The organism is Lacibacter sp. (assembly GCF_057361365.1).
In genome coordinates this window covers 45,391-67,413 of record NZ_JBMQSG010000007.1, presented here as the reverse complement: position 1 = coordinate 67,413, position 22,023 = coordinate 45,391, and the positions used below count along the sequence as shown (strand labels likewise).

The 22,023-nt window shown below is 40.3% G+C and carries 16 protein-coding genes; 10 read left to right on the top strand and 6 right to left on the bottom strand.

Features of this window, described 5'->3' with window-relative positions; genetic code table 11:
- Positions 1-5 precede the first annotated feature (5 nt).
- From ACO1QW_RS05130 to ACO1QW_RS05120, 3 genes are all read right to left on the bottom strand, one after another.
- A complete protein-coding gene (locus tag ACO1QW_RS05130) occupies positions 6-1,118 on the bottom strand; it encodes a bile acid:sodium symporter family protein (RefSeq protein ID WP_486256328.1) in 1,113 nt (370 codons plus the stop codon).
- 62 nt (positions 1,119-1,180) lie between these two features.
- Positions 1,181-2,698 carry a gluconokinase gene (locus tag ACO1QW_RS05125; RefSeq protein ID WP_486256326.1) on the bottom strand — a complete coding sequence of 506 codons (1,518 nt, stop codon included), beginning with the start codon at positions 2,696-2,698 and terminating at the stop codon, positions 1,181-1,183.
- Positions 2,699-2,706: 8 nt separating this feature from the next.
- Positions 2,707-3,594: an AraC family transcriptional regulator gene (locus ACO1QW_RS05120; RefSeq protein ID WP_486256324.1), complete on the bottom strand. Its 888-nt coding sequence runs from the start codon at positions 3,592-3,594 to the stop codon at positions 2,707-2,709.
- Positions 3,595-3,821: 227 nt separating this feature from the next.
- Here ACO1QW_RS05120 and ACO1QW_RS05115 point away from each other — a divergent pair, with 227 nt between their 5' ends.
- The 9 genes from ACO1QW_RS05115 (at position 3,822) to ACO1QW_RS05075 (ending at position 17,500) form a co-directional block, all read left to right on the top strand.
- The gene (locus tag ACO1QW_RS05115) at positions 3,822-7,043 is read left to right on the top strand and encodes a SusC/RagA family TonB-linked outer membrane protein (protein ID WP_486256322.1); all 3,222 of its coding nucleotides are present in this window, start codon (positions 3,822-3,824) and stop codon (positions 7,041-7,043) included.
- 4 nt (positions 7,044-7,047) lie between these two features.
- Positions 7,048-8,643, top strand: a complete 1,596-nt coding sequence (locus ACO1QW_RS05110; protein ID WP_486256320.1) for a SusD/RagB family nutrient-binding outer membrane lipoprotein — start codon at positions 7,048-7,050, stop codon at positions 8,641-8,643.
- Positions 8,644-8,813: 170 nt separating this feature from the next.
- Positions 8,814-10,400, top strand: coding sequence for an aldehyde dehydrogenase (NADP(+)) (locus ACO1QW_RS05105; RefSeq protein ID WP_486256318.1), 1,587 nt, complete (start codon positions 8,814-8,816; stop codon positions 10,398-10,400).
- Between the two features lie 38 nt (positions 10,401-10,438).
- Entirely contained in the window at positions 10,439-12,157 is a 1,719-nt protein-coding gene (locus ACO1QW_RS05100; RefSeq protein WP_486256316.1) for an IlvD/Edd family dehydratase, read from the top strand.
- A 57-nt stretch (positions 12,158-12,214) separates the two neighbouring features.
- The gene (locus ACO1QW_RS05095; protein ID WP_486256314.1) at positions 12,215-13,228 is read left to right on the top strand and encodes an SMP-30/gluconolactonase/LRE family protein; all 1,014 of its coding nucleotides are present in this window, start codon (positions 12,215-12,217) and stop codon (positions 13,226-13,228) included.
- 13 nt (positions 13,229-13,241) lie between these two features.
- Positions 13,242-14,111 carry an alpha/beta hydrolase gene (locus ACO1QW_RS05090; RefSeq protein WP_486256312.1) on the top strand — a complete coding sequence of 290 codons (870 nt, stop codon included), beginning with the start codon at positions 13,242-13,244 and terminating at the stop codon, positions 14,109-14,111.
- Between the two features lie 17 nt (positions 14,112-14,128).
- Entirely contained in the window at positions 14,129-14,959 is an 831-nt protein-coding gene (locus ACO1QW_RS05085) for a fumarylacetoacetate hydrolase family protein (RefSeq protein ID WP_486256310.1), read from the top strand.
- Positions 14,960-14,988: 29 nt separating this feature from the next.
- Positions 14,989-16,149 (top strand): endo-1,4-beta-xylanase, encoded by a 1,161-nt coding sequence (locus ACO1QW_RS05080; protein ID WP_486256308.1) that lies wholly within the window; start codon positions 14,989-14,991, stop codon positions 16,147-16,149.
- 43 nt (positions 16,150-16,192) lie between these two features.
- Positions 16,193-17,500: a gluconate:H+ symporter gene (locus tag ACO1QW_RS05075; protein WP_486256306.1), complete on the top strand. Its 1,308-nt coding sequence runs from the start codon at positions 16,193-16,195 to the stop codon at positions 17,498-17,500.
- Between the two features lie 11 nt (positions 17,501-17,511).
- On the opposite strand, the gene ACO1QW_RS05070 is transcribed toward ACO1QW_RS05075, so the two are convergent.
- Positions 17,512-18,663: a cysteine desulfurase family protein gene (locus tag ACO1QW_RS05070; RefSeq protein WP_486256304.1), complete on the bottom strand. Its 1,152-nt coding sequence runs from the start codon at positions 18,661-18,663 to the stop codon at positions 17,512-17,514.
- Positions 18,664-18,955: 292 nt separating this feature from the next.
- Between ACO1QW_RS05070 and ACO1QW_RS05065 the strand changes: the two genes are divergently transcribed.
- On the top strand, positions 18,956-19,723 hold the full coding sequence (locus ACO1QW_RS05065; RefSeq protein WP_486256302.1) for a murein L,D-transpeptidase catalytic domain family protein: 768 nt from the start codon (positions 18,956-18,958) through the stop codon (positions 19,721-19,723).
- Positions 19,724-19,801: 78 nt separating this feature from the next.
- Here the strand turns inward: ACO1QW_RS05065 and ACO1QW_RS05060 are convergent, their stop codons facing one another.
- Positions 19,802-20,482, bottom strand: a complete 681-nt coding sequence (locus tag ACO1QW_RS05060; protein WP_486256300.1) for a hypothetical protein — start codon at positions 20,480-20,482, stop codon at positions 19,802-19,804.
- Positions 20,483-20,484: 2 nt separating this feature from the next.
- Positions 20,485-21,981, bottom strand: coding sequence for an RNA polymerase factor sigma-54 (gene rpoN / locus ACO1QW_RS05055; protein ID WP_486256298.1), 1,497 nt, complete (start codon positions 21,979-21,981; stop codon positions 20,485-20,487).
- Between the last annotated feature and the right edge of the window lie 42 nt (positions 21,982-22,023).

Here is a 22,023-nt window from a genome sequence, read left to right as displayed (position 1 = left end):
TTATTTTATTGAGTGATGGGATGAAATTCCTTCTCATTTGTTTTTTCAACAGGTGCACGGTTGTGCCACCAGCTGGCTAAAGCAGAACCGGTGATGTTCATCAGTGGCCCAAACACAGCAGCCGCTAATCCAATGGTTGCAATCTTTCCAAGTTCTTTTGCAATGCCCGATGCAAGTCCGGCATTTTGCATTCCTACTTCTATGGCTATTGTTCTGCAATCTTTTTCACTCATGTTAAATAACCGTCCGCTCCAATAGCCAAGCAGGTATCCAAAAATGTTATGTGTTAATGCAACAACAGTTAACAGCAATCCTACTTTCAGAAGATTATCTCTGCCTGATGCAACAATAATTGTAACAATACAAGTGATAGCAAACATTGAAATGAACGGCATTGCCGCATCCAGCCATTTTAATTTGCCTTTTAATAGTTTGTTGAATAGTAAACCTGCACCAATAGGAATGATGATCATTTTAAAAATATCCCACATCATTTTCAACACATCAATTTCAATTAATGCGCCAGCAAATAATTTCATCAGCAACGGTGTAACAAAGGGAGCCAGTAATGTAGTGAGAGACGTAATGGTGATAGATAACGCCAGGTTTGCCTTCGATAAATAAGCCATTACATTTGAAGCCAATCCGCTTGGTGAACAACCGATGAGCACTATACCTGCTGCTATTTCAGGAGGAAAATTTGTAATAGTTGATAAAGTAAATCCAAGCAATGGCATGATCACAAACTGGCTGGCAACGCCTACCATTACTCCTTTGGGTGATTTTACAACAGCTGCAAAATCGTTTAAGCTCATGGAAGATCCCATGCCAAACATGAGCAATTGAATAAAGGGAATGATAGTGCTGCTCAACGAAAAATTACCCCAGGTAGTAAAATATTCCGGGTGCCACATCGCCAACGTAACAGAAGCAAATATGATAGCAGTAAACGAAAGACCTTTTAGCAACAGAATACCTCTGAATGCAAATGCAAGACACAAAAAAAACAATGCAAGCGACCAACCCGATAAATTTGTTTGACCTACAAACCACAATAATATGGTTGCTACAGCAAAAATTGCTGAAACAGAAAAAAACAGAATTGATTTTTTTGGCATTGCTGTTAGTGATTGGTTCGTTAACAAAAAATGAAAAATGAATTTGCTTGCGTCAGATGTGGCTATTCATTTTGCAATGCTGCAATGTCAGCAAACTCGCTCGCCAGCTTTGTGCTCAGACGTTCAAATATTTTGAAATATTTTAAATACACTTTGTTGTTTTGTTTGTCGGGTGTGGCGAGATCGGGCAACGCAACGGATTTTGCAGCTTCGTCAAGCGATTTATAAATACCCATTTCCGTTGCACTTAATAAGTAAGCACCATAACTCACACTATGGTATTGTTGCCTTAACCTTACAGGCTTGTTATAAATATCAGCCACCATTTGTGTAAAGAATGGCAACGTGCCAAAGCTTCCGTTGATAGAAAGACTATTGATGGCCCTGTGTTCTTCCAAAGTTTTTCCAATGCTGTAGAGCTCATATAAAATACCTTCAATGGTTGCTCTTACAAAATGTGATTTTTCATGTTTGATATTTAAACCGAAGTACACACCACGTGCATTAGCGTTCCAGATTGGCGCACGTTCGCCTAACAGGTATGGAAGGAACAACAAACCATCAGACCCTGCAGGCACTTTTGATGCTTCATTGATAAGCTCCAGCATTGTATGCTCGATATCGAATGGATTTTTAAAATCGCCGAACTGTCGTGTAAACCATTCAAAAATGACACCACCATTATTCGTGGGACCACCGGATACATATTTATTTTCAGTGAGCAGGTAATTGAAGAAACGTTGCTTATCGTCCTGCATTACTTTATCACTTACTACTCTCACTGCGCCACTATCTTCAACAGTAATAGTAGCCACACCTTCACCAGTGACGCCATCGCCAAGTACTGCCATGCAGCCATCACTTGAACCAGCCAATATGATTGTATCGGCCGACAGCCCCAATGATGCCTGGTAAGCTTTATTTAATTTTCCAACCTTTGTATCTACAGGTACTAATTCAGGTAACATTGCCGGAGTAATTCCTGCAAACTTCAGCGACTCTGCCTCCCATTTTATTTTATGAATATTCAACAATCCGGTTGCAGAAGCAATACTGTAATCAATTACATATTCGCCTGTGAGCTGTTGAAGTATATATGCTTTCAGCGATAAAAATTTACTTACCTGTTTGAATTTTTCTTTCTCATTGTTTTTGAGCCACGCAATTTTTGTTAGCGGCGACATTGGATGAAGCGGGGTACCTGTTGCGTTGTATATACTTTTTCCAAGCGTTGAGCTTTTCAGTTCAGCTGCTTCTTTGTTAGCCCTGTTATCGGCCCAGATAATTGCATGACCCATTGGATTACCACGCTTATCCACAGCCAACACACTGTGCATCGATGAACTGAAACAAATACATCTCACTTTAATTTTCTTCGGATGCAATACATCGTTCAGCAGGTTTTTTAATACATATAGCATCGTAATAAAAATCTGGTCGGCATCCTGTTCGCTGTAATCCGGTTCGCTATGAAACGTAGGACAATATCCTTTTAATGAGCCAATAATATTTCCGTTAAGATCAAATGCATAAACCCTTACTGCATTTGTGCCGAGTTCTATGGTGATGATACATTCCATGATAAATATTAGTTTGTTCCCAAATGATTTTTTCTGAATTGACTGGGTGTATAGCCGGTTAGCTTTTTAAATGTTGTTGAAAAGTGCTGCGATGAATAAAAGCCTGTGTCCAAAGCAATATCGGTTAAACTTATATCGGGCATCTTCAACAATTTGATCGCCTCTGAAATACGAATATTGATGAGATAGTTCAACGGAGAAAAGCCCGAGTAGCTTTTTACTTTTTCATTGAACAGTGTTGTGCCTAATCCAACTAATGCAGCCATTTCTTCCACCGTCCATTGATGCGACAGATTTTGACGCAGCTCCTGTTCCAGTTTCATAAATGTTTTAGGGAAATCACGACCAGGGTTTAGCATTCTTGTAAACTGCCTGCACAGTTGTATTAAAATTTCGTCGATCAAATGATTCACTCTTGTCTGAAATCCCAGTTCCTGTTTAAATAACTCGGTTTGTATTGCTTTTAAAATAGTACCTGCCTCTGTAAACTTCTGAAGCACGGGCGATTGATCTGCCTGCAGTATTTTATTTATTGCATAGCTTTCTGCCTGTGTTAAACTACTCCATGAGCCTGTTTCAAGTTCACCTCTTTCATTTTTGCTTACCTGTAAACTTATCCATGAAAAACTACCTATCTCTAGTACGCCATTTTCATTTCCAAATTCAACACCGGGCAATACCAATGCAACATCTCCCGGAAAAAGTGTGAAGCGTCGTTCATTGATATTCCATTCAAATTTTCCCTCTTGTATATAATATAGTTTTAAAGACCTATCGGTAGAACATGGAAATCCATTGAGGCGTATGGCCGTATTTTTTATTGCGCCGGTTTCTATGATATGCGGAAATAAGCGCAACTCCGAAGCAGTGGTATGGCTAAGCACAAATTGATTCATGTGTAATACTGAACAAAGCTGTACAATCTTTTCAATGCAATCGTACCTGCTACGGCAGTGTGTTATAAAGAAAATGAATTTATCTCAGCTGCATTTATAAAAATCAACGAAGTTTTTTAATGGAAGTTTTTGCCTGACACTGTAAATACTTTAGCGTACGATTATACGACCCTGTAAGTTATTTTAATTTACCAGGTTACTCATCACTTAACCAAAACGATTGCATTATGAAGGAAAATCTCCAACCCGTATTTAAGACGGGGTTGATCAGACTACTGTTTTCATTCTTCTTACTGACTCTTTTTACGGCTGCAAATGCGCAAACAGTTACAGGTACTGTGCTCGACGAGGAAAATAAACCCGTTAACGGAGCAACGGTGGCAGTAAAAGGTACAAACAAAGCAACTGTTACAAATGCTTCAGGCAATTTTAGTATTGCTGCTGCAGGAACAGATGTGCTGGTATTCAGTTCTATTGGATTTTCAAAACTGGAAGTTCCTGTAGAGGGAAGATCTACTGTTTCTGTTACGCTGGCCAAGAGCGAAACAAATATGGAAGAAGTAGTAGTGATCGCATTGGGCGAAAGAAGAGCTGCAAAAAAACTGGGCTATTCCACAACATCTGTCAATACAGATGAAATGGTTAGGCAACGCACGACCAATCTTGGCGAATCACTCGTGGGTAAAGTTGCAGGGTTAAATATTACTCCTCCTGCTGCTGGTGCAGGCGCCAGTAACCAAATCCGTTTGCGTGGACAGGTTGGGTTTGCAGGAGCCAACAACGCACCTCTTTTAGTTGTAAACGGTCTTCCTTTAGACCAGGAAGCAAGGAACAACGAAGGAAACAATCCATCACGTGACCGTGGTGATAATTTAGCGAACATCAACCCTGATGATATTGAAAGCATGACCGTGTTAAAAGGCGCTGCGGCTGCGGCAATTTATGGTTCAAGAGCCGCTGCTGGTGCCATTATAATCACAACAAAGTCCGGTTCAAAAAATCAAGGTATTGGTGTTGATTTTACGTCAAGTTATACCAGTTCCCAGGCTTTGAATTTCATGGATGAGATCGTACAGACTCAATATGGCCAGGGACAAGGTGGTGCTAAGTTTACCACCGCTGCACAAATTCAAGGTAATGGTCAGTGGGGGTGGGGTGCTAAGTTAGATGGACAGCCAACTATCAATTTTGATGGCAAAATGCGCCCCTATTCTGCTCATCCTTTCCAGTTGTTTGATTATCTAAGAACAGGAACAAATCTTACCAATACACTTGGCTTATCGGGTGGCGGACCTAATGGAAGTTTCAGAACATCGCTCTCTACAACAGGTGCAAAAGGTATTGTTCCGGGTAATGAATATAAAAGAAGGATTTTTAACATAGGCGTTAATCAAACCATTGCAAAAAAACTTCGGTTACAGGTAAACGTTAACTATGCTGATGAAGATTATATTAACCCTCCTCAAATAGGTACACAGGGTGATGGTGCTGTCAATTTCTTTAACAGGATGCCCATTTCAGTTCCTATTGAAGCCTATCGTGATAATGCAAAAGATCCTGCTACCAATGCAGAATGGAGAACAAGCGGATTCCAGGGAACAGTAAACAATCCTTACTTCGCTTTGCAATACGGGCAAAAATATAAGGAAGACAGGAACCGTCTTCTCGGAACAACTACGTTACGTTATGAAATAACTGATTGGTTGTATGCGCAGGGAAGATTTAACTACGATCGTGGTGATAACTTCATGGAATCATACACATTGAATGGTCAAGGTGCTAACACAACTATCGCCACTACTACTCCTACTGTTACATATAGAGGTGCGTATAATCTCAGCCAAACAACTACAACAAATATCAATGCCGATTTCCTGATTGGTACAAGCAACCAAATTGGAAAGTTTTCAGTTGATGCAAGCTTTGGCGGTAATACATTACGTTCTGAGTGGAAGAATATGGTGCAGAGTGCTACTAATTTTACTGTTCCTGATCTTTATTCATACAGGAATGGTACAGTGAAAGGTGCGGGTGATGGTTTTAACTACAGCCAGCAACGTGTCAATTCCCTTTACGGTGTACTCGAGTTAGGATACAACGGTTTGTTATATATCAATGGTACAGCAAGAAACGATTGGTTTTCGATCCTGAACCCTGAGAACAACAGTAAGTTCTATTCATCTGTGTCAGGAAGTTTTGTTTTCTCTCAACTGTTAAAGAATGTGAACTGGTTATCATTTGGTAAACTAAGAGCTTCGTGGGCGCAGGTGGGTAGTGTAGCTTCAGTAAATCCTTATGATGGTGTGCTCACTTACGGACTTGGTGCAAACCTGTTCAATGGACAAACTACCGCAAGCATTAACGGAACCGGCGCTCCAAATCCATTATTGCAGCCCTTCACTGTAACAGAAAAAGAAATAGGCCTTGAATTAAGATTATTTCAAAACAGGTTGAACTTAGATGTTGCAGCATTTGATAAAGTAACTACCGAACAAATCATTGATGTTAATCTTTCTACTGCATCGGGCTATAATACTTCAAAACAAAATGCAGCGTCATTAAAAAACAGCGGCCTTGAAACATTGATTGAATACAAAGCTGTACAAAGCAAAAATTTCAACTGGACAACATCATGGAATAATTCATTTCTTAAAACCAAAGTACTGAATGTGGGCAACCCAAGCGGCACAATTCTCCTGCTTTATTTTAATGGAACAGGAAATGAGTTTCTTGGAGAGATAAGATATACTGAAGGCTTAGGCATGAACCAATTGTATACAAGAACATACAGGAGAAATGCCAATGGCGATATTCTTGTTGGTAATAACGGTTTCCCTTTAGCATCAAACACAAATCCAAAAGGTATTACAGGTGGTTTTAACCCGGTAGGAAGTGCCATTCCAAAATTCACTGGTGGCTGGAATAATACATTCAGTTATAAAAACCTGAGCCTTGGCGTGCATTTCGATTACAAATTCGGCGGCACTGTGTTATCATCAACATTGTTGAACATGACAAGACAAGGACATAGCAAATTGTCTTTAACAGGTCGTGAAGGCGGATATGTATTCCCTGGTGTTAATGCAACTTCAGGCCAACCTAACACCGTTGTAGTTACAGTTGCAGGTAATGGCTTGCAAAATTTATGGACTGGTTACAGAAACGATCAGATTGGTGATCCGTTTACATTCAAATCTGATTTTGTAAAACTCAGGAACATCTCTTTAGCATATAATTTCACAAGTCTTATTGGTAAAGTAGCAGTGTTGAAATTTGTAAAAGGATTATCTCTGTCTGCTTCATGCCGCAACGTTGCAATACTGTACAAAGATCTTCCAGGTCTTGATCCCGAAGCGATCCAGTCATCTGGAGATATCAGGGCGGGTTATGAGAATTCATCATTACCTACAACACGCAATTACAATCTTACTTTAAATGTTAAATTCTAACGATATGCTGAAGATATTTAAACAACTCATTCTTATTATTTGCAGTGGCTGTTTGCTAACGGCCTGTGATAAGGATTTTGAAAAAATAAACACCAACCCTTATGCTGTAACGAACATTGATCCTGCGCTATTACTTGCAGGCGCTCAACGTACTCATATCGGCACATGGAATGCAGAGCACATCATTGTTCAACAGTTTGTAGTTCCTTACAACACCGGGGCAAACCAGGGTTTCAGTTTCAATTCTGATATTGATGGAAACAGCAATCCAAAATGGGATCAATCTTATTCCGGCGGTTCTAACGGCAATGCGCCTCCCGTAAAAAACCTTACACAAGCGTTAGAGCTTTTGGGAGCCAATACCACCCGTATCAACTTAAAAAGCATGATCCGCATCTGGAAAGCGCAGGTATTTATGGGTTTGGTTGATAACTATGGAGACGTTCCTTATTCAGAAGCCGGCAAAGCAGTGATTGATGCAAAATTCTTCCCTAAGTATGATGATGATGCTGCTATTTATGAAGACTTGTACAAGGAAATAAAAGAATCGGTTGCAGCATTAAGCACAACAGGTGAATATATTTCTGCTGATCTTTTTTATGGCGCAAATGCACAGCCTTCAACTAAAACTTCTAATGTAACAGATCAGGTAACTAAATGGAAAAAATTAGGCAATTCATTGTTGTTACGTTTAGGCATGCGTTACTCTAAACTTGATCCTGCAAAAGCTGCAACCATCGTTGCAGAAGCGTTTGCTGGTGGAGTGATGACATCGAATGCAGACAATGCATTTGTAAAAAATGATGGAACAGCCTTTTCACAAGCCGACAATGCAGTATTACGCAACTTCTCTCAGTTTAATTATGCTGCAGAGCCTTTTGTAAACCAATTAAAGTTAACCAACGATCCACGTGGTAAATTCCTGATTGCACAATATCCCGACCCGGGAGCAATTGCGAACAATCTTAGTCCTGATATGGTACTGGCAAATCAATATGGTGCACCTATCGGCGTTACAAGTGATCAGATATTGGCTGCCGGAAGTCCTTACAGAGGTGGCAGAGGATCGGGACTTAACTACTCACAGTTTAATGTAAATATTGTTGCTGCTCCTGGTGTACCTGAGTTTTGGGTAACATATGCGCAAACATCTTTATTACTTGCCGAAGCAGCAAAGAGAGGTTGGATACCTGGTGCTGATGCACAAGCCAAAATTTATTATGACAATGCAATTGCGGCTGATATGGCATCGTACGCTCTTTACACCGGCACCACGCCTATTTCAGGAGCAGATATTACTGCTTACACGAATGATCCGAACGTGGTATATGCTCCTGCTGATGCACTGAAGCTCATCAACACACAGTACTGGATCGTTAATATCAGGAATGGCACAGAAGCGTTTGCCAACTTCAGAAGAAGCGGCTTCCCTGCATTAACGCCCAATCCTGTTGCTGGTGCACTTGGCAGTGTAGGTTTTGCCAGACGACTTTCTTACCCTGACCTGGAAGCATCTTCAAATACAGCAAACTATAACGCTGCTGCTACTGCCATTGGTGGCGACAAATTATCGTCGAGGGTATTTTGGGATAAGCTGTAAGATCTTTTAAACGAATTGAAGAAAGGATAAAATTAAAGAGTGGAATAGTTTGTTGCATCTACATAAAGTAATCTCAAACTTGCATAGCAATCTATCGTTAAAGACAGACCTTTTGTATCTACAAAGGGTCTTTTCCATACTGTATAATTATAAGGAATGAAATTTTTAATATGATAAAAGAGAAACAGATCATCGGGTATCAGTTATCTGAACAGGGAAATGAAACATTCTTTTCATACAATCCTGCAACGGCTGCAAATAATGAATTCACTTTTTCTAAAGCAACAGCTGCTGAAGTTGATCTGGCTGCAGAAAAAGCAGCAAGTGCTTTTCAACTTTACTATAAAAAAACCGGTGTAGAAAAAGCAGTTTTTTTAGAAGCAATTGCTGAAGAGATCCTGAACACGGGTGATCAATTGATAACAGTTTGTGTCAGCGAAACTGGTTTACCCGCAGCACGCATTGAAGGTGAAAGAGGAAGAACAGTGAATCAATTAAAAATGTTTGCGGCGTTGTTGCGTGAAGGATCATGGGTTGATGCAAGAATTGAAACAGCCATCCCCGATCGTGTTCCCATACCAAAACCCGACATCCGTTTTATTCATATCGCTATAGGACCAGTAGTTGTATTTGGTGCAAGCAACTTTCCGCTTGCATTTTCTGTTGCCGGTGGTGATACGGCTTCTGCATTAGCAGCAGGTTGCCCGGTTATTGTAAAAGCTCATAGTGCACATCCTGCAACTTCATCCATTATTGGTAAAGCAATTCAAACTGCTGCCAGCAGAACAAATATGCCTGATGGAGTTTTTTCACTGCTGTTTGGTGATGGCCCAACAACAGGGATGCAATTAGTAAAACATCCGAACATAAAAGCAGTTGGCTTCACCGGTTCGTATAAAGGTGGAAAAGCATTGTATGATGCAGCAGTGAGCCGGCCCGAACCAATACCTGTTTATGCAGAGATGGGCAGCAGTAATCCCGTTTTTATTTTACCTAAAATCATGAAAGAAAATGCTGCCGGCATTGCTACAGCTTATGCAGGATCGGTAACACTAGGTGTCGGTCAATTTTGCACCAATCCCGGTATGTTGTTTTATAAAGACAATGAAGTTGAATTTAAAAACTTATTAAAACAGGAATTTGAAAAAACAAATGGCGGCGTAATGCTGGCTACTGCTATTTATCATTCTTACACAAAAGCTGTAGAACAACATTTGCATGTGCAAGGCGTAACACAGTTAGCAACGGGTATTCCTTCAAAAGCTGATGTCAACAATTTTGCTACGCCTGTTCTGTTTGCAACAAGCAGCGAAGCGTTTGATAAAAGCGCTGAGTTAAGTGAAGAAATATTCGGACCTGCAAGTATTGCGGTTACTACCACCGGCAAAGAAGAAATGATCAACATTGCAAAAAAACTCTCAGGTCATCTTACTGCAACAGTGCACGGAACAGAAGCTGAGTTAACAGAATACAAAGAGCTCATCGATATACTCGAGCAAAAAGTTGGACGGGTTGTCATTAATGGATTTCCTACGGGAGTTGAGGTATGCAGTGCTATGGTTCACGGTGGGCCATTTCCCGCAACTACCGATAGTAAGTCTACGTCAGTTGGAACCGCAGCCATCAATCGTTTTACAAGACCGGTTTGTTATCAAAATATGCCAGATGCTTTATTGCCGGCAGAATTAAAAAATAAAAATACGTTGAGTATTTGGCGCTTAATTAATGGCGAGAGGACAAATAAAGATTTAAATTAGCCAACAAGGCTACCCATGAAATTTATAAACAGAAAAAGATGAGTACACATTTAAGAAGCCACGATTGGTTTGGTAAGAAAAATAAAGATGGAATTATCTATCGTAGCTGGATGAAGAACCAGGGCATGCCAACAGATATGTTTGATGGTCGTCCGGTAATCGGTATTTGCAATACATTTAGTGAACTCACTCCATGCAATGCACATTTCCGTGATCATGCAGAAGCAGTTAAACGTGGTGTATTGGAAGCGGGTGGTTTCCCTGTGGAATTTCCTATTATGAGTTTGGGCGAAACATTGCTGAAACCAACAGCGATGTTATTTCGCAACCTTGCAAGCATGGATGCCGAAGAAAGTATTCGTGGTAATCCGATAGATGGCGTGGTATTATTAACTGGTTGCGATAAAACAACACCATCAACGGTAATGGGTGCAGCGAGTGTTGGTCTTCCCACAATTGTTGTTCCTGGTGGACCCATGTTGAACGGACGATATAAAGGTCAAACAATTGGTAGTGGTACGCATGTATGGAAGTTTGATGAAGACATGAAGACAGGGAAAATGACACAGGAAGACTGTGAGTATGCAGAAAGTTGCATGAGCAGAAGTATCGGTCATTGTATGACGATGGGCACGGCAAGCACAATGGCGGTAATGGTTGAATCATTAGGCTTAACATTGAGTGGTGCTGCAGCAATACCTGCTGCTGATAGTCGCAAGAAAGTTATGGCACAACTCAGCGGACGACGCATTGTTGAAATGGTGAAAGAAAATTTAACCATCGATAAAATTCTTACACGTGAAGCATTTGAAAATGCTATTAAAGTAAATGCAGCTGTTGGTGGTTCATCAAACTTCATCATTCACCTAACAGCCATTGCAGGAAGAATTGGTGTTGATCTGGATCTTGATGATTTCGATTCACTCGGCAGTAAGATTCCTCTCCTACTCAACCTTATGCCATCAGGAAAATATTTGATGGAAGATTTTTATTATGCAGGAGGCTTGCCCGTCATATTGAATGAAATGAAAGAGCACCTGCATAAAAATGTAATTACTGTAACAGGAAAAAATCATCACGAAAATATCGTTGGAACTACCGACAATTATAATGAAGATGTAATTGCTGCCTACGAAAAACCATTTATTCCGGAAGCAGGCTGTGTGGTAGTAAAAGGAAATTTAGCAACCAATGGTGCGGTTATTAAACCATCGGCTGCAACACCTGCACTCATGAAACATACAGGTCGTGCCGTGGTCTTTGAAAGCATTGAAGATTATAATGCACGCATTGATGATCCTGCATTGGATATTGATGAAACCTGCGTGATGGTGTTGAAATATGTTGGGCCTGTTGGTTACCCCGGTATGCCTGAGGTTGGTAATATGGCGTTACCGAAAAAAATATTAGAAAAAGGAATTAAAGATATGGTACGCATCAGCGATGGACGGATGAGCGGTACTGCTTATGGTACAGCTGTATTGCATGTATCGCCAGAAAGTGCCATTGGTGGTACATTAGCATTGGTGCGAAATGGCGACATGATTGAATTGAATGTAGAAAAACGTTTGTTGCATTTGCATGTAAGCGATGAAGAGTTGGCAAAGCGTAAAGAAGAATGGCTTTCGCCAAAACCGGCTGCCACACGTGGTTACGTAAGTATGTATATTAAACATGTGATGGGTGCCGATAAAGGGGCTGATCTTGACTTCTTACAAGGAAGTTCCGGAAGTGAAGTGACGAGAGATTCGCATTAGATAGAAACGCTTATGACGCTGATGCAAAAGATTTAAACGGATTTTGAAAAATAAATGATGAAACAATTTATACAGACCTTGCTTATCGCAAGCCTCTTTTCCTGTAACAACGTGCAATCACAACAACAAACCACGTACAAAACAACAGGCAGCGTTGAACGAATTGATCCTGCTTTAGATGCAATCATCAAAAAAGATGCTGCCATTGAAATTATTGCAGAAGGTTTTGAATGGTGTGAAGGACCTGTATGGATAGAAAAACATAAAATGCTTTTGTTCTCCGATGTACCAGGAGATACCATCTTTAAATGGACAGAAGCAAAAGGAAAAGAAGTTTATTTAACTCCATCCGGTTATACGGGCACAGAACCCAGAGGTGGTGAAAAAGGTTCGAATGGATTGTTGCTTGATAAAGATGGCAACCTTGTATTGTGCCAATGTGGCAACAGGCAAATGGCACGAATGAATGCAGCATTAGATAAACCATCGCCTAACTATATCTCTATTGCCGCACAATACAAGGGCAAACGTTTCAGCAGTCCTAACGATGCAGCGTATAACAAAGCAGGCGAATTATTTTTTACTGATCCGCCTTATGGATTAGAAACGCAAAGCGACAACGATCCAAAAAAAGAAATCGCTTTTAACGGCGTGTATAAAGTAAAGACAAATGGAGAAGCTGTATTGTTAGTAGATAGCATCCCCCGCCCCAACGGTATTGCATTTTTTCCAGACGAAAAACAAGTGATCATCGCTTGTTCCGATCCACGCAAACCCAACTGGTATATTTATGATGTAAACGGTGATGCACTTACCAATGGACGCATCTTTTACAGCACAGCCAATGAACGCAAAGGCTTGAAAGGATTACCCGATGGTTTAAAGATCAGCAGCAACAGAATTGTATTTGCAAGTGGCCCCGGCGGTATCTGGATTTTCAACAGCGAAGCGAAACTGCTTGGCAAAATTCGTGTTGATGAACATGCTTCGAATGTCGCATTGTCGGCCGATGAAAAAACAATGTATATCACCAACGATATGCAGGTGTTACGTGTAAAAATGAGAGATTAAATTATCTGCCTTCATGAAGAAAATACTATTCCTTGTTTTCTTAATTGTAACAGTTGCGTGTGCAGCACAGGATTCCCTATATAAACTGGGGCCGGACTCACAACGCAAAGATGGCGTACCAAGAGGAATGGTTACAAAACATGAATGGCAAAGTAAGATCTACAATAACAATTTTCGTGAGTACTACGTGTATGTACCGGCACAATATGACGCAAGCAAGCCAGCAGCATTAATGGTTTTCCAGGATGGTCATGCCTATGTGAATGATTCAGGTGATTTTCGTGTGCCGGTTGTGTATGATAATTTAATTCAGCAAAAGAAATTACCTATTACAGTCTGTTTGTTTGTGAACCCTGGTCATAATTCAAAAACTTATCCGCAAAGCAGGTTTGCAGCAAGCAACCGTGCCGATGAATACGATGTATTGGATGATCGCTATGCAACTATGCTGATGGATGAAATTATTCCTGAATTAAAAAAGAAATACAATATCAGCAATGATCCGAGCATGCATGGTATTGGTGGATTGTCGAGCGGCGCTATCTGTGCATTTACAGCCGCTTGGGAACATCCGGAGTATTTCAGCAAAGTGCTCAGTCAAATTGGAAGCTATACAAATATCCGTGGCGGAAATAATTACCCTTCTATCATTCGCAAACATAAAAGGAAGGATATTAAAATTTTTATGCAGGATGGCACAAATGATCTCAACAACGAGCACGGCAACTGGTGGCTTGCTAATTTAGAAATGGAATCAGCACTACAGTTCAAAGGCTACGAGTTGAAATTTGAAAAAGGAACGGGCACGCATAGTGGCAAACACGGGGGCAGTATATTGCCTGAATCATTGATCTGGCTATGGAGTGATATTACAAATAAATAAATCGACAATCATATAACATGAAATTATTTAAAACGAAAGCTGGTGTAGTTATAGAACATGAAGAACAATTTTTCTTAGCTGAAGGTGAACACTGGGATACATTTATAAACGATGATAATGTATTTGAGAAAACAAAAAATCTTATTGCGCAACTTACTGCAGCAGATAAAACTTTAATCAATGAAGTATTAGCTCCCATGGGCAGCAACCAGGAATTGTGGGCTTGCGGTGTTACGTATTATCGCAGCATGGTTGGCCGCCAGGAAGAAAGTAAAGCAGCAGGTGGTGCTGATTTTTATAGCAAGGTATACGAAGCAGAAAGACCTGAATGTTTTTTCAAAAGTTCTTTTCATCGTGTTGTAGGTACTAACGATTTTGTGCGCATCCGCAAAGACAGTACATGGGATGTACCAGAGCCTGAACTTACTCTGGTAGTAACATCATCAGCAAAAATTATTGGCTATACAGTTGGTAACGATATGAGCAGTCGCAGTATTGAAGGAGAAAATCCATTATATCTGCCACAAGCAAAAACATATGATGGTTGCGCAGCTGTTGGTCCTTGCGTCTATCTTACAAACGAACCACTCGATCCGAATACAACTATTCAACTGGCTATAAAACGAAATAACGCTGTTGTGTTTGAAGGAAACATTGCCATCAGCCAAATGAAACGTACACCGCAAGAACTGGTTTCATTTATTTACCGTGAAAGCAGTTTTCCGCATGGCTGTTTAATTATGACGGGTACAGGCATTGTGCCGGGCAGTGATTTCACTTTACAAAGCAATGATGAAATAAAAATATCTATTGAAGGTATTGGTGAATTAGTGAATACGGTAAAGTAAATAGTTTAGCATCATTTAAAACAATTCATTTGAAACATCTAAAATATTTTTTGTTTGCCTTACCTGTTGTACTCATCAGTTTCGCCTATATGAAAAAAGTCAATCGTATTCATGTGGCCGATAAAACATTTAAAGATGTTTATAAAGATGCATTCCTGATTGGCACTGCTGTTACCCCTGGAATTACTTCAGGTACGGACAAAGCTTCGCATGACATTGTGGTAAAACATTTCAATACTATTACGGTTGAAAACGTAATGAAGGCTGCATTGATTAATCCGCAACCAGGTGTTTTCAATTTCAAACCTGCGGATGATTTTGTGGCCTTTGGTGAAAAACATAAGATGTTTATTGTTGGTCATACATTGGTATGGCATAATCAATGCCCTGCATGGTTCTTCACAAATGCGCAGGGAAAACCAAATACAAAAGAAGAACAAATAGAACGGTTGAGAAGTCATATCGAAACCGTTGCAGGACGATATGCAGGTCGAGTACATGCATGGGATGTAGTAAATGAAGTGATTGCTGAAGATGGGAGCTACCGGCCAACAACATGGGTTAATGCTTTTGGAAATGGTGATACATTGGTGAAGTATGCGTTTAAATTCGCAGCACAATATGCACCCAGCACAGAATTGTATTACAACGATTTTAATGCATGGCGTCCTTCAAAACGTGATGGCATTGTTCGCCTGGTAAAGATGTTGCAAAAGGAAGGCATTCGTATTGATGGTGTGGGTATCCAAGGCCATTGGGGTTTGAATTATCCTAAAACAAAATACATTGAACAGGCCATTGATGCCTACGCCGCATGCAATGTAAAAGTGATGATCACAGAACTTGATGTGGATGTTCTTCCGTTAACAAAAGAAGGACAGATCATTGGACAAGGAATGGCCGACAAACAATTTCAGTTAGAAGAATTCAAAGCATATTTAGATCCTTATCAAAAAGGATTGCCCGACAGTGTGCAGAATTTATTGACGAAGCGATATAAAGAATTGTTTGGCATTTTTTACAACCGGAAAGATAAAATAGAAAGGGTAACACTTTGGGGTGTGCATGATGGTATGAACTGGAAAAACGATTATCCCATACCAGGCAGAACAAATTATCCTTTATTATGGGACAGGGAGCGAAAAGCTAAACCAGCTTTAGAAGCAGTGATGTCCGTTCCAGTTAAATAAAAATTCTGTTGCATTATTCGCAGCAGCTCAACGATTTGTTTGCATGCAGTTACTCATTATATTATTCGCCATCATTTTACAGGTATTTCTTACGGTAAAAAAAATAAATCCTTTTTTATCGTTGCTGATTGTTGCAATAACAGCAGGATTGCTATTAGGCATGCCTCCCGCACAATTAGTAAAATCAATTGAGAAAGGTGTAGGTAGTACGTTAGGTGGGCTGGCCCTCATCCTTTGCCTCGGCGCAGTACTTGGTAAAATTTTAGAAGCTTGTGGTGCAGCAGAAAAAATTGCTGTCACCCTCATCAAAAAATTCGGAGAAAAAAATATTCAGTGGGCTGTTTTGCTTACTGGTTTTTTAATTGGCATTCCACTTTACTACAATGCAGGTTTTGTCATTCTGGTTCCGTTGGTATTTATGCTGGCAAGGAAAACGGGATTACCATTATTGTATATCGCCATTCCAATGGCTGCTGCATTGAGTACTACGCATTGTTTTTTACCGCCACATCCCGGGCCGGTTGTTTTAGTAAATGCATTCAAAGCTGATATGGGAAAAGTATTGATGTATGGAATTGTAATCGCTATACCTGCGGTAATTATTGCCGGACCGTTTTTAGGCAAACTGGTGAAGGGAATTACATCTTCTAAAACCAACTCTTTTTCTACTACCGATTCAGAACTGAAGGAATTACCTGCTGCATTGCCGAGTTTTTTAATTGCGTTGCTGCCGGTGTTATTAATCTCCTTAGCAGTAGTTGCGCAAAATTTTTTACCTGAAGGATTTTTAAAGGCTACGTTCTTATTTATTGGCGACTCCACTATCGCATTATTTATTGCTGTGCTTTTAGCATTGTATGTCTTTGGCATACGCAAGAATATTCCAATGGAAAAAACGATGAAGTGGTTGAATGATGGTATTTCAGGTATTGCCATGATTTTGCTCATTATTACTGCGGGCGGTGTATTCAAACAAGTGTTGCAGGATAGTGGCACCGGTGATTACATTGCATCGTTCAGCAGCAAATGGCAAATGCCGCCATTGATCTTTGCATGGGTCATCACTGCATTACTTCGTGTAACTATTGGCTCTGCAACAGTTGCAGGTATAACCGCTGCAGGTATTGTTGCCCCGCTAGTAACAACTGGTGTTGCTTCGCCTGAATTGATGGTGCTGGCTGTAGGAAGTGGCAGTGTGTTTGGTTCACACATCAATGATTCAGGTTTCTGGATGTACAAAGAGTTTTTTCAGTTGTCACTGAAACAAACATTTTTATCCTGGACAGTAATGGAAACGCTGATTTCAATTTTAGGGTTGATGGGCGTGTTGCTACTGAACTCTTTCATTTAATCATTGAGCATTCAAATCGATTGCAGGTCTTTCACAACCTGCCTGATATTTGCTAAGCCTTCAATGATTTCTTCGTCAGTTGTAAAGCGTCCTAAACTAAAACGTATTGAACCGATGGCAAGTTCATCTTTCAAACCCATCGCTTTTAATACATGTGAAGGTTCTGCCGATGCCGATGTGCATGCTGAGCCCGATGACACAGCCATGTATTTACTAAGCTGACCGATCAGTTGTGCAGCAGCAGGAATATCAAAGGAAACATTTGCAACATGTGGAAGTAAATGAGTTTTGTCACCGTTGAGATTTGTGTGGTCAAGTTCTAACAGGCCGTCCAGCAACAGATCTCTCAGTTGCTTAATACGTATGCTGTCAGCCTTCATTTCTATTGCAGCTATTTCACAAGCTTTACCTAAACCCACAATCCCCGGCACATTCAGCGTACCACTTCGCAAACCTCTTTCATGACCACCACCATATAAAAGCGGACTAAGTTTCACACGTGGATTTTTTCTTCGTACATACAATGCGCCCACGCCTTTGGGACCATACATTTTATGTGCAGATAACGCTAACAGATCGATATCATCATTCAGCACATTAACCGGAATTTTTCCCGCTGCCTGGGTTGCATCACTGAAAAGCAGAATGCCTTTTTTCTTGGTGATCGCTGTCATTTCTTTTATTGGAAATACAACTCCCGTTTCGTTGTTCGCATACATGGCAGCAATCAAAATCGTATCATTCTTAATGCTTTCTTCAAGTACTGATAGATCGGGCATGCCATTAGAATTTACAGGAAGGTAGGTAACTGATGCACCCTGTTTTTCTAAATAAGCGCAAGTATCAAGTACAGCTTTATGCTCTGTTTGATAAGTAATAATATGTCGCCCTTTCAATTTGTAAGTGTCGTAAACACCCTGTAAAGCCAGATTTACACTTTCCGTTGCTCCCGATGTAAAGATGATTTCCATTGGGTCGGCAGCAATGAGCCTGGCGACCCTTTCCCGGCCAATAGCAACGGCCTCTTCTGCCAGCCATCCATAAGCGTGGGTTCGGCTGGCGGCATTCCCAAAATGCCGGGTAAAATAAGGGAGCATTTCATCAACTATTCTTGAATCACAAGGAGTTGTAGCATTAAAGTCAAAGTAGATGATCGGCCGCATATTTTTCATTATCCCCTGCAAATTAGAACTTTCCAGCCTTTAAATCACCGACTCATGCAGGCATATTCTGGCCTTCTGCAAAGCCTATTTTAACATCGTTACAGCAGTACATGAGCGTAACTTTGCACAGCGTTTACCAACCGACCGGCTATAATACTAAACACCTATTTTCCAAAACAACTCTGCTGCGTGAGATACTATTTTTCACCTTAAATCGTTACCGGCTATGAGTTTGGTTAAAGCGAAACTTTTATTATTTTTAAAAATCCAACATCCGTTAAACCTATTAACTATGAAATTATTCCGTACCAACCTGTTGTATGTGGCTGTTACAGCACTCATCACATTACAAATTCCTATTGCCATTGCAGGTAATAGTCCCGATGCAGGAACGCTCACACACTATTTAAATGAAACACATGAAGCGGCCAAAGTAGAAGTAAATTCTAAAGAATTTATTGCTGCCAAAGCTGATAGTATTTACGAGTCTCTTCACCTTTTACAGGCGGGATTGCAGGAAGAAGCATTTGACCTTGCATATGAGGGGTATTACAAACTTTTGGAGCAGGGTAAAATTTCGAAAAAAGAAATTCTAACTGTTGCCGACTTTTCAAAAGCCTCTACTGAAAAGCGTTTATTTGTTATTAACATGGATGAAGGAAAAATTCTTTTCCAAACATTGGTTGCACATGGCCGTAACAGCGGATTAAATTATGCAACTGAATTTTCGAATAAACCTGAATCAAATAAAAGCAGCCTTGGTTTTTACATTACAATGCAAACCTATTATGGAGGAAAAGGTTATGCGTTAAAGTTGCAAGGTTTGGAAAAAGGAATTAATGACAATGCCTACGAGCGTGCTATTGTAGTACATGGCTCCGATTATGTTACAAGCCAGTTTGCCAGCAATAATGGTCATTTAGGTCGCAGCCTCGGTTGCCCGGCTTTACCAACCAAGCAAACGAAAGCCATTATTAACAGTATAAAAAATGGAAGCTTGTTGTTTATCTACCATCCAACAAACGAATACAAAACAAAATCAACAATACTCAACAGCTAATAACTGTTCAAACATACTAACCAATTGAGATTCGAGATTCCTGATGATGAAAAATCCCTGGCATTCCTGCCGGGGTTTTTAATGAACGATCATCCAGGCAACAAGCTGAATGATGATGCCGGTAACGAGGCCAGTGTAAATTTCAAGAGGCTTATGGTCACTAACAATTAACCGGCTGCTGCAAGTAATTCCAGTGATAAGCACTGCAGCTAATAATGAGGATACATCATCAAGTTTATTGACAAAAAGTAATAACATAAAAAACGCCAGCATACCGCCTACTCCAAGCGCATGCATACTCACCTTTATATAATTGTTGATGATGAGAGAAGCACAGGCCGTAACAAATACGCTCAACAAAAATGCACGCAATTCCAAAGGATCCCCTAACTGTTTTGAAACATAGTAAGACCAAAAGAAGAATGTAATGCAGGCAACATATGGTATGATACGATCTTTCTGCGTGGGCAATTGAATGGATTTAATAAATCCAAGACCTTTCAGCAGCAACACCGTTATCGTGGGTAAAAAGATGCTGGTACCAAACACTCGCAGGAAATAAATAAACCTGTCCTCCTTATCAACGCCAACAAACACAAAGTTGTTTCTGTATAAAAGATATAACACAACCCAACCGATAATAAAAAGCGGGTGAAATAAATACGAAAAGATCAATGCTGGAATTCTCAAACCGGCCGGATGTTTTTGTGGATCTACATCGAGACTGCCTTGTTCATTTATCACCAAATGTTCCGTCATACTTATAATTGTTTACGCAAACGTGCAACAGGAATATTCAACTGCTCCCTGTATTTAGCCACCGTTCTGCGTGCAATATTATAGCCTTTTTCCTGAAGGAGTTCGGTTAAACGTTCGTCGCTGAGGGGTTTTCTCTTTTCTTCAGCATCAACCATATCAAAAAGAATTTTTTTCACTTCTCGTGTTGATACTTCTTCACCACTTTCTGTACTCAATGATTCGCTAAAGAAGAATTTCAAACGATATGTACCAAATTCAGTTTGCACAAATTTGCTGTTAGCCACACGACTAACTGTTGAAATATCCAAACCTGTTTTTTCAGCAATGTCTTTTAAGATCATTGGCTTAAGATTGGTTTCATCACCTGTGAGGAAGAAATCTTCCTGGTGACGCATGATTGCCGTCATTGTATGCAGCAATGTATTTTGCCGTTGTTTAATCGCATCTATAAACCATCTTGCTGCATCAATTTTTTGTTTGATAAAGAGTACAGCTTCTTTTTGACGCTTATCTCTTTTGCTACCTTTATCATATTCCTTCAGCATATCACGGTAGCCTTCGCTAATACGCAAATCAGGTGCGTTGCGGGAGTTTAGTGTAAGCTCCAGTTTGCCCCCGTTATTCAAGATAAAAAAGTCAGGAACAATATAGGTTTCCGCTTTATTTACTTCGCCAACGTTGCCGCCTGGCTTGGGATTTAGTTTGATGATCTGCTGAATGATGGCTCTCAATTGCTCATCATCTAACGACAGACTTCTTTGAATTTTCTCGTAGTGTTTCTTTGTAAACTCATCAAAATACTTTTCAAGGATAGTGATGGCCTGTTCAATATCAAGTGACAAATTTGTTCTTTGCTTATGCCTAAGTTGAATCAATAAACATTCCTGCAAATCCCGGGCACAAATACCAGGCGGATCAAAATGCTGGATAATTTCAATTACTTCTTCCACTTCTGCTTCCGTAGCATCTACATTTTGCCTGAACGCCAGATCATTGACGATGGCGCTGTTTTCACGGCGCAGGTAACCATCATCATCAATGCTTCCAACAACCTGTTCTGCTATGGCTTTACGTTTCTCATCCAGCTTTAGCATGCCTAACTGTTGCAGCAATACTTCGTAAAAACTTGTTTCAAGCTTTACGGGCGTGGTCTTATGTTCTTCCTGCTCGCCATAGCTATCATCACGCATCCGATAATCGGCAATATCATCATCGCCCTCATTCACATAATCATGAATGTCGATATTATCATATTCTTCCTCGCTGCCATCCATATCATAATCATCGTCATCAGCTGAATCAAATTCATCCTTCACCTCATCGGTAGGCTGATCGTCATTCTCCTCGTTCGATTGTTCTAATGCGGGGTTTTCTTCCAGCTCCTCTTTAATCCGTTCTTCCAGGTTAGCCGTAGGTACCTGTAACAACTTCATTAGCTGAATTTGCTGGGGCGATAACTTTTGCAGTAATTTTTGATGTAGTCCCTGACTCAGTGCCATTTTCTCAATACATTTAGAGGTTACAATGCAAGTACGAGCCGC

Excerpts from the sequence above, each read along its gene's own strand:
- ACO1QW_RS05130 (WP_486256328.1), bottom strand. The coding sequence starts at position 1,118 with ATGCCAAAAAAATCAATTCTGTTTTTTTCTGTTTCAGCAATTTTTGCT.
- ACO1QW_RS05125 (WP_486256326.1), bottom strand. The coding sequence starts at position 2,698 with ATGGAATGTATCATCACCATAGAACTCGGCACAAATGCAGTAAGGGTT.
- ACO1QW_RS05120 (WP_486256324.1), bottom strand. The coding sequence starts at position 3,594 with ATGAATCAATTTGTGCTTAGCCATACCACTGCTTCGGAGTTGCGCTTA.
- ACO1QW_RS05115 (WP_486256322.1), top strand. The coding sequence starts at position 3,822 with ATGAAGGAAAATCTCCAACCCGTATTTAAGACGGGGTTGATCAGACTA.
- ACO1QW_RS05110 (WP_486256320.1), top strand. The coding sequence starts at position 7,048 with ATGCTGAAGATATTTAAACAACTCATTCTTATTATTTGCAGTGGCTGT.
- ACO1QW_RS05105 (WP_486256318.1), top strand. The coding sequence starts at position 8,814 with ATGATAAAAGAGAAACAGATCATCGGGTATCAGTTATCTGAACAGGGA.
- ACO1QW_RS05100 (WP_486256316.1), top strand. The coding sequence starts at position 10,439 with ATGAGTACACATTTAAGAAGCCACGATTGGTTTGGTAAGAAAAATAAA.
- ACO1QW_RS05095 (WP_486256314.1), top strand. The coding sequence starts at position 12,215 with ATGAAACAATTTATACAGACCTTGCTTATCGCAAGCCTCTTTTCCTGT.
- ACO1QW_RS05090 (WP_486256312.1), top strand. The coding sequence starts at position 13,242 with ATGAAGAAAATACTATTCCTTGTTTTCTTAATTGTAACAGTTGCGTGT.
- ACO1QW_RS05085 (WP_486256310.1), top strand. The coding sequence starts at position 14,129 with ATGAAATTATTTAAAACGAAAGCTGGTGTAGTTATAGAACATGAAGAA.
- ACO1QW_RS05075 (WP_486256306.1), top strand. The coding sequence starts at position 16,193 with ATGCAGTTACTCATTATATTATTCGCCATCATTTTACAGGTATTTCTT.
- ACO1QW_RS05070 (WP_486256304.1), bottom strand. The coding sequence starts at position 18,663 with ATGCGGCCGATCATCTACTTTGACTTTAATGCTACAACTCCTTGTGAT.
- ACO1QW_RS05065 (WP_486256302.1), top strand. The coding sequence starts at position 18,956 with ATGAAATTATTCCGTACCAACCTGTTGTATGTGGCTGTTACAGCACTC.
- ACO1QW_RS05060 (WP_486256300.1), bottom strand. The coding sequence starts at position 20,482 with ATGACGGAACATTTGGTGATAAATGAACAAGGCAGTCTCGATGTAGAT.
- rpoN (WP_486256298.1), bottom strand. The coding sequence starts at position 21,981 with ATGGCACTGAGTCAGGGACTACATCAAAAATTACTGCAAAAGTTATCG.